Origin of the sequence: uncultured Thermosynechococcus sp. (genome assembly GCF_938074695.1) — a bacterium.
Classification (GTDB): Bacteria; Cyanobacteriota; Cyanobacteriia; order Thermosynechococcales; family Thermosynechococcaceae; genus Thermosynechococcus.
Genome location: NZ_CALJEM010000077.1, coordinates 1 through 11549, shown reverse-complemented (window position 1 = coordinate 11549; position 11549 = coordinate 1). Strand labels below are relative to the sequence as shown.

Annotated in this window: 10 protein-coding genes; 4 read left to right on the top strand and 6 right to left on the bottom strand. The window is 55.3% G+C overall.

The features are described 5' to 3' along the window. Together Q0683_RS10465 and Q0683_RS10460 are read right to left on the bottom strand one after the other, a co-directional pair. A partial coding sequence (locus Q0683_RS10465) for a TrkA family potassium uptake protein (RefSeq protein ID WP_298977620.1) occupies positions 1–769 on the bottom strand: 769 nt, incomplete at its 3' end. Between the two features lie 56 nt (positions 770–825). Continuing rightward, positions 826–942: a hypothetical protein gene (locus Q0683_RS10460; RefSeq protein WP_298615447.1), complete on the bottom strand. Its 117-nt coding sequence runs from the start codon at positions 940–942 to the stop codon at positions 826–828. Between the two features lie 320 nt (positions 943–1262). On the opposite strand from Q0683_RS10460, the gene Q0683_RS10455 reads away from it, so the two are divergent. The 3 genes from Q0683_RS10455 to Q0683_RS10445 all read left to right on the top strand — a co-directional run bounded on the left by Q0683_RS10455 (position 1263) and on the right by Q0683_RS10445 (position 5355). After that, entirely contained in the window at positions 1263–1790 is a 528-nt protein-coding gene (locus Q0683_RS10455) for a GNAT family N-acetyltransferase (RefSeq protein ID WP_298615445.1), read from the top strand. Further along, the gene (gene dacB / locus Q0683_RS10450; protein WP_298977615.1) at positions 1756–3135 is read left to right on the top strand and encodes a D-alanyl-D-alanine carboxypeptidase/D-alanyl-D-alanine-endopeptidase; all 1380 of its coding nucleotides are present in this window, start codon (positions 1756–1758) and stop codon (positions 3133–3135) included. The genes Q0683_RS10455 and dacB overlap by 35 nt, the downstream gene beginning before the upstream one ends. Before the next feature lie 483 nt (positions 3136–3618). Next, positions 3619–5355 (top strand): diflavin flavoprotein, encoded by a 1737-nt coding sequence (locus Q0683_RS10445; RefSeq protein WP_298616952.1) that lies wholly within the window; start codon positions 3619–3621, stop codon positions 5353–5355. A gap of 9 nt (positions 5356–5364) precedes the next feature. Here Q0683_RS10445 and Q0683_RS10440 read toward each other — a convergent pair whose 3' ends face one another. The 4 genes from Q0683_RS10440 to gyrA all read right to left on the bottom strand — a co-directional run bounded on the left by Q0683_RS10440 (position 5365) and on the right by gyrA (position 10599). Continuing rightward, the gene (locus Q0683_RS10440; protein WP_298977612.1) at positions 5365–5814 is read right to left on the bottom strand and encodes a hemerythrin family protein; all 450 of its coding nucleotides are present in this window, start codon (positions 5812–5814) and stop codon (positions 5365–5367) included. A 120-nt stretch (positions 5815–5934) separates the two neighbouring features. Next, positions 5935–7017, bottom strand: coding sequence for a class I SAM-dependent methyltransferase (locus tag Q0683_RS10435; RefSeq protein WP_298977609.1), 1083 nt, complete (start codon positions 7015–7017; stop codon positions 5935–5937). Between the two features lie 49 nt (positions 7018–7066). Continuing rightward, positions 7067–8056, bottom strand: coding sequence for a hopanoid-associated sugar epimerase (hpnA, locus tag Q0683_RS10430; protein WP_298615432.1), 990 nt, complete (start codon positions 8054–8056; stop codon positions 7067–7069). Further along, complete coding sequence (gene gyrA / locus Q0683_RS10425) at positions 8053–10599, bottom strand: DNA gyrase subunit A (RefSeq protein ID WP_298977606.1); 2547 nt, start codon at positions 10597–10599, stop codon at positions 8053–8055. The genes hpnA and gyrA overlap by 4 nt, the downstream gene beginning before the upstream one ends. Before the next feature lie 307 nt (positions 10600–10906). Between gyrA and Q0683_RS10420 the strand changes: the two genes are divergently transcribed. Then, positions 10907–11549: DNA methyltransferase (locus Q0683_RS10420; RefSeq protein WP_298977604.1), on the top strand; the 643-nt coding region annotated here is incomplete at its 3' end.

Below are 11549 nucleotides of genomic sequence, written 5' to 3'. Positions count from 1 at the left end.
GATCGCCCGTTTGTTCGAGGAAATCAATGCGCGGTCGCCGAATGAGGTTGGTCATTTGGCTGGCACCAATTTTTGTCGGTAAAACGATGTGATCCGCCCCTGCCATGCGCAGCTTTGATTCTGTGCTGGCTAGATTGGCTCGCGCTACGATTAAAAGATTTGGATTCATGGATCGTGCTGTCAGCGTAATAAAAACATTAGTTGTATCATTGGGCAGCACTGTGGCCAGGGCGATCGCCCGATCAATGCCCACGACTCGCAGTGTTTCCTCCTCGGCTGCACTTCCCCAATAGGCGAGATAGCCCAACTGCATTGCCAGATCAATGCGCTGTTCATCAACATCCAAAATGACAAAGGGAGTCTTGGTGGCGGTCAGCTCTTGAGCCATCACTTGACCAATGCGGCCAAAGCCACAGACAATGACATGGCGGTTCAGTTTGTTGATGTCGCGGCTTGCTCGTTGAAGATGCAATAGGCGTTTGATTTCACCTTCCGTAAACAGTTGCACCACCGCACCGATCGTATAAACCGTTGCCGCATTGCCGGCCACAATAATCAGCATGTTAAAGAAGCGCTGCCCTGGGGTCAGCAGTGGACGCACTTCACTGTAGCCAATGCCAAAGACGGTGATGACATACATATAAAGGGCATCGAGCCAGTTCCAGCCAAAGCTGGTGTAGCCCACCACCGCCACTAATGTGAGCAGGATAAAAAGGGTGATGCCAATGATAAACCGCTTGAGGGCAGGGGTCGCAGGTAGCCGTTGCATGGATTTAATATTTGCGCTCTTGGGGTAGAAACAGGGTGTGGGTGACGGGCAAGTAGTTAGCTCCCTTGGCGAGCCAGGGCACTGGCTAAAATCAGCTCGCCAACCACAAGTAAGTTAGCCAGTTCAAAGGCTCCTATTAGCTCTGTATTCCAATAGCGTTGGCGGCGGGGCAAGGGGGCAAATTTCCAAAGCAGCAGGACAGCCTGCTAGGCCACTGCCGACAATTACAACGGCAAAGTCTTGCATTGTCCATTCGTCTAGCATCTTTTCCTATACTAGGTCGGTGGTTAGGAGAGTGGTGGCCACAGCAAAGGTTAAGCAAAGACAAAACAGTAGCCGGATGCTCTTGCGAGCCTCCCGTTGAATCGTTAGAGTGGCAGTACAGTCCTTTTTTGAGAGATAGGGGAGACAGGTTCAGCAGCCAATTTTTTGATGGTTTTGAATGTGTTCTACCCCGGTGAAAGGGACAATACCCTGCTGGAGGCAGCCGTCCTTGAGTGCATTTTTTCTTCACTATGGGGATTGTGGGGTGCGCCATTGGCGCGATCGCGATCGCGCAGCGGTGATGCACCTGATTGCCAATGTCCTCAATGAGTTTGGCCTTGCTTGGCAACCTGAAGGGGCCGATGCCGATGTGGTGCATGTGGAGGACTATTACCATCGCCGCGGCGGGCAGTTTTGGGTGGTGGAGCAGGCTGCGGAGGTGGTGGGCACAATCGCCTTCTACCCCATTCAGCGGGGCGAGGCCGCCGTGGAAATTCGCAAGATGTATCTCCATCCTAGGGTGCGCGGTCAAGGGCTGGGGACATTTCTTCTCCACCATTTGGAGGCCGCAATTGCAGCGGCAGGCTACCGCAAAATCTGGATTGAAACGGCCTCAATTATGACGGCAGCGGTGCACTTGTATGAAAAGTCGGGCTATCAACCGGCCACGGGGGTGGAAACCCAGCGCTGCGATCGCGTCTATGTCAAGGACTTGGTGCCCTATGGCGCGACTTCGATGGCTTCTGTTCCCTGCTAGTGCGCTGCTCCTTCTAGTTTCACCCGCCGCCTTTGGCCTCTGTCGCCAAGATTTGACACGAACTATTGAACAGGAGATACACGATCCCCAATGGCAACGGGGGCAGTGGGGGATTGTCATCCGGGATTTAACCACTGGGGAGGTACTCTACAACCATCAGGGGGAAAAGCTCTTTCTGGTGGCCTCGACGGTGAAGCTCACCACTGTGGCAGCCGCCCTTACCTATTGGGGAGCAAATCATACATTTGTGACCACCCTCAGTGGGCGATCGCCCGACCGAACAACCCTCCGCCTTCAGGGCGGTTTTGACCCCAGTTTCCGCAGCCAAGATCTGCAACGCATGGCCAACCACCTTGCCCAACAGGGAATCCGCCGAATTCAAGTTCTAGAAATTGGCGGCCTAACACCTGTCATGCTGGAACCCACCTGGGCGATCGAAGACCTGACGATGGGATTTGCTGCCGTCGTCACGCGCTTTAGTGTCAATCAAAACGCCCTCAACCTAGAGGTGGTGCCCCAGCAGTTGGGTCAACCCTTGGCGCTACGGCAACAGGAGAGCGGTCTTCCATGGCGAGTAGTGAATGAAACCCGTACGGTAGCCACCTCTGAAGTGGAATTTCTCGAAAGTGAAGTGCGCAGCCAAGAGATTATCGTGCGCGGTCAACTCCATGTGGGCAGTGAACCCGCTGAAATACGCATTCCCCTGCGGGAGCCGATTCCCTATCTCCGGCAACAGGTGCAGCGTGCCTTTGCCCAGGCGGGGATTCAAGTGCAGCAGATTCGCCCGGTGGAGACGGCAGAGCCGTTACCCGAGGTATTGGTACGCCATACCTCACGCCCCTTAAGGGAGTTGATGTTGCCCATCCTCCGAGAGAGTGACAATTTCTATGCAGAAATGCTCCTTGCTGCCCTAGAAGCCGCCCAACCCGGCTATCGCCAACGCTACTTGGCACAAATTGGCATCCAAGGAGCCGTCTTGGTGGATGGTTCGGGACTCTCGCGGCAAAACTGGCTGACGCCCAACGACTTAGTCACCCTGTTGCAGCAGATGGCACGAACAGCTCATGCCTCGCTATGGTGGCGATCGCTCCCCCTTGCCGGGCGATCGGGGACGCTGCGTCGGCGGTTGCGCAATACCCCGGCTCAAGATCGCGTCTGGGCTAAAACCGGCACCTTGCGGGGAGTGGCAGCCTTGGCGGGGTATGTAGAACCAGTCCAAGATCGCCCGTTGGTTTTTAGCATTGTCCTCAACCAAGCAGGGATGACTCCGCCGCAATTGCGCTCAGGACTAGATCGAATTGTTTTGCTACTGGCGCAATTACAGACCTGCGATCGCTTAGGATAAAAACTTGATGAAAACTTTCTCCTCAAATTGGGGCACAGCTAGAGGATGCAGTTCTTCACGGCTTTGAACGTATGCAATCCCTAGAAAAGAGTCTCTACTTGCAGGCTCAGGATAGCTACTTCCCTCAGTTTCTCAACTCCTCGAATGACTGATTGATTCTGCTTATAAAGCAAATAGAAAAAATAATAACGCCGAATTTTTGCATTTGATAGGATTAGAGAGTACCTTGCTTTTCCGCTCCCTAGCCTTTGCCGTATTCCCTTTTTTGTTTGTGAAAAAGGCCGGATTGAGGAAATCGTTCTAGAGTTCTCATGTGACAATAATTATACTGCTGAAATAATCAGCGAACAAACAATAACGGCCAAAGTAAAAGCTTATAGCCACTATTCCCTAGACTATAAAAATTACGTTATAGTGGCAGTACTCTTTCAAGCATTTCGACAGCAATGCCGCAGTCCTAGAGAACTATTCAGGAGGTGTCCCATGCCCACGGAAACCCGCCCCCGTGATGTTCAAGTGGCCGAAATTGCACCGGGGGTTTTGGTCTTGCGATCGCGCACGTGGGAACGGCTGAAGTTTGAAGTGGAGTATGGCCGTCAACAGGGAACCACCTCCAATTCCTACCTCATCCAAGCCCCCCAACCCGCCCTGCTGGATCCGCCGGGGGAATCCTTTACGCAGATTTATCTGCAAGCACTCCAGCAACACATTGATCTGAGTCAACTGCGGTACCTGATCCTCAGTCATGTCAACTCCAATCGTCTGGCCACCGTCAAAGTCCTGCTCGAAAAAGCCCCCCAAGTGACGCTGGTGTGCTCCAAAGCCGGGGCAGTGACCTTGCGCTCTACCCTTGGCGAGCAGTTGAATCTCTGGATTCCCCGCGGGGAAACACCCTTGGAGTTGGGGGGCGATCGCCGTCTGGAATTTATTGCCGCTGCTACCCCCCGCTGGCCCGATGGCCTCATCACCGTGGATCCCCAGAATCAAATTGTGTTTACAGATAAGCTCTTTGGCGCCCATGTCTGTGGCGATAGCCTCTACGATGAGCAGTGGAAAAAACTCGATGAGGATCGCGCCTATTATTTTGAATGCCTCCATGCCGCCCAAACCCGTCAAGTGGAGAGTATTTTGGAGCGCTTGGCAGAACTGACCCCGCCCCCGCGCCTCTATGCCCCCGCCCACGGCCCGATGGTCAAGTTTAGCCGTAGCCGCCTTTTTCAGGATTATCGCGACTGGTGCCAAGCCCAAACGGAACAGGAGACCAAGGTGGCGCTTTTCTATGCCTCTGCCTATGGCAATACGGCAATTCTGGCCAACGCGATCGCCCAAGGGCTGATAGCAGCCGGCGTTCAAGTGGAAACCGTGAACTGTGAAACGACGCCCCCAGCGGAAATGCAGGCCCTGATCCACAGTAGCGACGGTTTTATCATTGGCTCCCCCACCCTAGGAGGGCACATGCCAACCCAAGTGCAGACCGCTTTGGGGTTCATCTTGGCCGAGGGCAGCAAAACCAAACTGGCGGGAGTTTTTGGCTCCTATGGCTGGAGCGGCGAGGCCATTGATGAGATTGAACAAAAACTCCTCGATGCGGGTTATACCCTTGGCTTTGAAACACTGCGGGTGAAGTTTACCCCCACGGCAAGCGATCTCGAAAAATGCCAAATTGCCGCCCACGAGTTTGCCCAAGCCCTGAAAAAATTGCGCAAGAGCCGCACCGTCCGCCCCCCCAGTCTTGTGGAAGCACAGGTGGATCGCACTGAGCAAGCGGTGAACCGAGTCGTGGGTTCGCTGTGTGTCCTGACAACCCTGCCCGAAGGGTGTTTTCACCTGACGCAAGCAGCAGCTATTTTGGTGTCGTCGGTGTCCCAAGCCTCGTTTAATCCGCCGGGAATTACCGTGTCCTTGCCACAGGAATGGGCAGAAAGCCTCTGCTTGGTGGGCGATCGCTTTGTCTTAAATATCCTCAAGGAAGGCAGTCCCCTTGTTCGCCAATTCCAGCAGGCACAACGCCTTGGGGAGCAACAGTTAGCCACCCTTGGCCTCAAAAGCGCTGAGTGCGGTGCCCCGATTTTGCTCGATGCCCTTGCCTATTTGGAGTGCACGGTGGAGTCCCGCATGAACTGTGGCAACCACCGGCTCATCTATGCCGTAGTTGAGAGTGGGGAGTTGCTGCAAACCAGTGGCCTAACGGCAATCCAGCATCGCAAAACCGGCAGTTAGCCCTGAGATTTAGAACACATTCTCAGCGGTCAATTCAGCCGCCTGTTGCTGCGCTAGCTCCTTGGGATGGGCGAGGAGGGAGAGCATCGGCAGATCCTCTTCGCGAATATGGCGCACCACCAAGGCACCCATCGTCTCAATAGTCTCTGGCGTCAGGTTTTCGGGATGCCTTTGCCCATCCTCAAGTATTAAACTCAAATCCCGCAGCAGATTTTGGTGGGCGGCGCGATGCGATAGATAGAGGGGATGGTTGGCAGCAGCCATGAGGGTTTCTTCATGCTGAAAGTGGCGCTCCGTTTCCGTGGCACAGGCAAGTAACTGTGGCTTGACTTGGGAAAATGTTGCCCCTTCAAGGATTGCCAAGCGTAACTGCCGTAGCATTTCCAACAGTGCCCGATGCTCCTGATCGATTTCCGCCCAGCCAGAGACAAACTCCGCCTGCCATGCCAGTCCATCCATCAGTTAACCCTCCAAACTGCCACAGGGAAAGGATGTTTTGATATACTGCCTTCAGCCTAGCAGCCCCCCATTGCAGGGGGTAGGTACTATTACAAAGCGTAGCCGACTGGCGCTTTTGGGCTAAGAAGGTTTAACGGCCACCCAATACTTACTCATAAAGTGGTGCTGAATCTCCTGAACCACCAGACCCGCCTTGTCTAAGCGGAGGTTCAGATCATCTTCGATGTAGTTGCGGTAAAAAGGCTCATGGAAAAGATTGGCAAAGTTTTCCATCATCGGCCGCTGTGCTGGGGAATCTAGGGCTTGAATCGAGTCACAGATCACAAAGATGCCGCCCGGTTGGAGAACACGGGCGCATTCATTAATCACGTTTTGGCGCACTGGGGCGGGCAGTTCATGGAAGAGAAAGACGCAGGTGATGGCACTAAAGTAATTGTCCACGTAGGGAAGGCTCTCGGCATTCCCTTGAATCAGTTGCGGCAGATCTCCGGTCTGGGTGGCTAGTAGAGAATTGGCTTTGCGCAAATAGGTGGGCGACAGATCAATGCCAAAGAGCGCCGCCTCTGGGAAGCCATAGCGCAGTTGCTTCAGGGTGCGACCCGTACCACAGGCAACATCCAGAATGCGCACGGGGGGCGTGGGAGGATGGGCGGCAAAATGCTGGGCAATGGGGGAAATCACGCGCCGCCGCATTGCATCTGCCGTACCGCCAAAGAGGAGTTCCACTTGGACATCGTAGAGGTTGGCGGAGGTTTCACTGAGGTAGCCGTCGGTTTGGTAGTGGAAGTTTTGGCGATAGTACTGCGGATAGTCCTCAAGGCGCACGTTCTTGGGAAAGTCCTGAAAGCGGCGCGATCGCGCCCGCTGCCACATCTGCGGTAAATCGAGGCACAGCAGGGGATAAAAGCGCAAAAACTCTTCCCAAGGGGCATCAAAAAGCAGTGCGGGGGGATAGAGGCCAGCCGCCGCATCCTGCCAATCCTGCTGGAGCAGGGCTGCGTAGCGCTCCTTGATCCATGCCTGCAACTCAGGGCTAAGGGGTTGCGTCCGCTCTTCGGTGGGAAAGAGGGTGTTTAACAGACGTGCACTCAAGGTTTTGTGGGCGATCGCAAACAGATTCTTGCCCCATTGCAGGGCTTGATAGCCACTGTGAAGCGTCTCTTCCAGGAAGGGCAACTGAGCGGCAAAGGGCGCAACCACCATAGCTCTTAACTAAACTTCATAATCTCCAATCCTCACTATACCGCAAAGCCTAAGAGCAGTAGCCCCGTTCGCGGTACCAAGTCACGGCGTCGCGGAGGGCTTCCTCAATCGGCGTCTGGGGCAGCCCCAATTCGGTGACGGCCTTGCGGGCATCGTAAAACATTTTTTGCTGTGCCATGCGCACCCCATCGAGGGGAATGGCGGGGCGCTTACCCAAAGCCCCCAGAACCACCTCATCGAACCACGCTATCACTAAGGGAATGACAATGGGAATCTCGCCCAAGGGACGGGGCAACCCCGTAATGGTGGCTAGGCGCTCCAGAATGTCCGCAAGGGTGAGGTTTTGGTGGCCGAGGATATAGCGTTCACCGGTTCTGCCTTTTTCCAAGGCCAAGAGATGACCCATTGCCACATCCCGCACATGGATGAGATTCAGCCCCGTATTCACATAAACGGGCATCTGACGTCGCAAAAAGCGCAGAATGATTTCTCCGGTGGGGGTGGGTTTGGCATCCCAAGCGCCGATGGGGGTACTGGGATTCACAATCACAATATCTTGCCCTTGGCGGACTGCCTCCTGCGCCACCTGCTCTGCCCAGTACTTGGAGCGTTTGTACTCGCTAATCAGCTTTTCAGGGGGGCTTTGGTAGGCTTCCGTTGTGGGTTGACCCCTAGGGTCTACGCCAATGGCGGCTACGGAACTGGTGTAAACGGTGCGCTCAATGCCCGCCTCACGGGCCGCAGCCAAGATTCGCCGCGTTCCCTCCACATTGACGGCATAGAGGAGGGGGCGATCGCGCCGCCAGAGACTATAATGAGCCGCCACGTGAAATAGCACTTGACACCCCTGCATCAGGGAAACGAGGTCACCGGTGCGCAGATCCCCTTGCACCAATTCCACATCCCATGCCCTGAGATGGGCTGCCCGCTGCGGTTGCCGCACAAGGGCACGGACGCGATACCCCCTTTCTGCCAGCACTTGAGCCACATGGGTACCGACAAAGCCACTGGCTCCCGTGAGAAAGACCGTGGTGCTCAATCCTCCTCTGCCTCCATGCTACCGGGGGGCAAGACGGCTGCCGTGACAATCACATCCTCTTCGTCGAGGCGTTGCAGACGGACGCCCGTGGCCGATCGCGACCGGGAGGAAATATCCATGACTTTTTGACGAATAACAATACCGCGACTGGTTACAATCATGAGTTCGTCCTCAGCATTGACAATCCGCAGGGTGGCCAGTTGATCCGAATTGCCTTTGGCTTTGAATTTGGTAGCGGTAATGCCCATGCCGGCGCGGTTTTGCAGCCGAAACTGTTGCACGGGCACCCGCTTGCCGTAACCATTGGTGGTGATCACCAGTACCCAAGGGCCTTCACTTTGGGTGACTGTTTCCTCAGTGTCATCCTCTTCGGAGAGAGAGGCAAAACGGTTGGCGATCGCCCCCGGCAGAATATCCATGCCCACTAGTTCATCTCCCGGCCGCAGACTCATGGCCTTAACGCCGCGGGTTGCCCGTCCAAGGGGGCGCAGTTGATCGTGACTGGCGCGAAAATGAATCGCCATGCCCTGCCGCGAGCCAAGGATAATGGTGTCCTCTTCACGGGTACGCCGCACCCAGCGCAGTTGATCTCCCTCTTCAAGGGAAATGGCAATCAAGCCGTTGGCGCGGATATGACTGAAGGCCGACAGGGCGGTTTTCTTGATGAAGCCCTTGCGGGTGAGCATCACCAGATACTCATCTTCACTAAATTCTTGAACGGCAATGACGGAGGTAATTTTTTCCTCGGGGGGAATGGGCAGGAGTTGAACAATGGGGGTGCCCCGTGCTTGGCGCGAGCCACTGGGGATTTGGTAGGCGGGCAAGGCATAGACTAACCCGCGATCGCTAAAAAAGAGGATGCAATCGTGATCCCTACAGCTAAAGAAGTGCTCAACGGCATCATCTTCTTTAATCTCTGCCCCTTTACGCCCCCGCCCATCGCGACTTTGGGCTTCAAAGGTATCTACGGGCATCCGCTTGATGTAGCCCTGCTGCGTGACGAGAATAACGGATTTGTTATTGGCAATTAGATCGGTGTCGCTGATTTCCCCTTCCGCCTGCACAATGCGCGATCGCCGAGGGGTGGCAAACTTGGCCTTGAGTTCTGTGACTTCCTTTTCAATCATCTCCAGGATCCGCTGCCGATTGGCTAGAATGTCGCGATAATCGGCAATTTGCCGCTGTAGCTCGGCGTGCTCGCGCTCAATTTTTTCCGCCTCTAGGGCGGTGAGGCGCCGCAGTTGCATCTGCAAAATGGCATCGGCTTGGGCTTCACTGAGGCCATAGGTCTGCATCAATTGCTGGCGGGCGAGGGTCGTGTCACCGGCGCTGCGAATGAGTTGAATCACGGCATCGAGATTGGCTAACGCCACCAGTAACCCTTGCAGCAGGTGATCCCGTTCTTCAGCTTTGCGCAGGGCATAGCGGGTACGGCGGGCGATCGCTTCTTCGCGAAAACTGAGGAAGACTTCTAAACTGCGCTTGAGGGTCAGCAGTTGCGGCTCGCCGTTGACGATCGCCAGCATGTTGGCCCCAAAATTTACCTGGAGGGGGGTGTGCTTGTAGAGGTTGTTGAGCACCACCCGCGGGTAGGCATCCCGCTTCAGTTCAATGACCACCCGAATCCCCTCGCGATCGCTTTCATCCCGCAGGTCGGCAATCCCCTCAATTTTTTTCTCGTTGACCAACTCGGCAATTTTTTCCATCAACGCCGCCTTGTTGGTTTGGTAGGGCAACTCCGTAATCACAATGGCCTCGCGGGGCTGGCGACCGGCCGCTTCCAGGGTTTCAATCGTAGCCACCGCCCGCAGCGTCATCGAACCCCGTCCCGTGGTGTAGGCCTCTTCAATGCCCCCCTGCGCCAAAATATGTCCGCCTGTGGGGAAATCGGGTCCGGGAATGTAGCGCATTAGCTCGCGATCGCTGATCTGGGGATTATGGATTAAGGCCACCAACCCGTCCACCAGTTCCCCCAAGTTGTGGGGCGGGATATTCGTGGCCATGCCCACGGCAATGCCGGAGGTGCCATTGAGGAGCAACTGGGGAATCCGTGCCGGCAAAACCAGCGGCTCTTGCTGTGAGCCGTCAAAATTATCCACAAAATCCACCGTTTCCTGATCAATATCCTGCAACAGCGCCTCTGTGGCCAACGCTTGCAGTCGGCACTCGGTGTAACGCATTGCCGCCGGCGGATCATTGTCAATGGAGCCAAAATTGCCATGACCCTCAATGAGGGGGTGCCGCATAGAAAAGTCCTGTGCCATGCGCACGAGGGCATCATAGACCGCCGCATCGCCGTGGGGGTGGTATTTTCCTAGGACTTCGCCCACCACGCGGGCGCATTTGCGGAAGGGGCGATCGCTGGTCAGCCCCAACTCGTGCATGGCATAAAGAATCCGCCGATGCACCGGTTTGAGACCATCGCGGGCATCGGGAAGGGCGCGCCCGACAATCACGCTCATGGCATATTCAAGGTATGAGCGCGAAATCTCCTCCCGCAGCTCCGTGGGAATGATCCGAGAAGACGCAGCAGCAAAGCTCATGGACTGGCCTTAACCAATGAATAAATTTGACAATTTTGTGGTTCAGCTTGAGGCTTTTATGATACCACGCCAACCTAGCTGCTCCCTCTTGCCCCTCTCTCCCCGGAGACTTTTGTTCACCAAGAGTCCGACAATTGCTTTTGTAGCATGAACACAGTCAGTGCAGTAACGACAATAGGACACAGAAGAATAAGCCAGCACTTACCGCCCACGGCGGACAACGGCGAACAAACGAGACAAGACCCGTCGGCAAGGGGATAATGAGTTTTGCAAAACTCTCCCTCAAGCCCACAAGAGACACCCAACAATGCCCCTAGACCCCCACATCAAATCCAAACAGCGCGTTGCCGACTATGGGGAGGTGCTGACTCCCCCCCACATCGTGACGGCAATGCTCGATTTAGTTCAACAGGAAACCGAGCGGATTGATTCGCGGTTTCTGGAACCCGCCTGCGGCACGGGGAATTTTCTCACCGAAGTTTTGCGGCGCAAGCTCAAGGTCGTAGAAAAACGCTACGCCAAAAGCCAACTGGACTATGAGCGCTATGCCGTGCTGGCTGTGTCTTCACTGTATGGTATTGACATTCTGGCAGACAATGCCGAGGAATGCCGCCGGCGGCTTTACGCGGTGTTTGATGAAGCCTACACCGCCCTCTTTGGCAACAGGGTCAAACCTGCCTGCCGCGCAGCGGTGCGTTATATCCTGAGCTGCAACATTGTGCATGGCGACGCGCTTACGCTCCAGACCGTCGGCGAAGATCCGCAACCGATTATCTTTGCCGAGTGGTCGCTCGTCAACGGCAGCCTGCTCAAACGGCGCGATTTTGCCTTTCACGAGATGGTGCAGCAGGCTTCTTTGCGCGAACTGCCCCTGTTTTCGGATTTGGGCGAGGAAGTCTTCATCCCAGAGCCGGTGAAGGACTACCCACCCGTGCATTTTCTGGAGATTG

What these genes read in the sequence shown, in the direction of transcription:
- dacB (WP_298977615.1), top strand. Translation starts at nt 1,756, where the DNA reads ATGGCGCGACTTCGATGGCTTCTGTTCCCTGCTAGTGCGCTGCTCCTT.
- Q0683_RS10445 (WP_298616952.1), top strand. Translation starts at nt 3,619, where the DNA reads ATGCCCACGGAAACCCGCCCCCGTGATGTTCAAGTGGCCGAAATTGCA.
- Q0683_RS10440 (WP_298977612.1), bottom strand. Translation starts at nt 5,814, where the DNA reads ATGGATGGACTGGCATGGCAGGCGGAGTTTGTCTCTGGCTGGGCGGAA.
- Q0683_RS10435 (WP_298977609.1), bottom strand. Translation starts at nt 7,017, where the DNA reads ATGGTGGTTGCGCCCTTTGCCGCTCAGTTGCCCTTCCTGGAAGAGACG.
- gyrA (WP_298977606.1), bottom strand. Translation starts at nt 10,599, where the DNA reads ATGAGCTTTGCTGCTGCGTCTTCTCGGATCATTCCCACGGAGCTGCGG.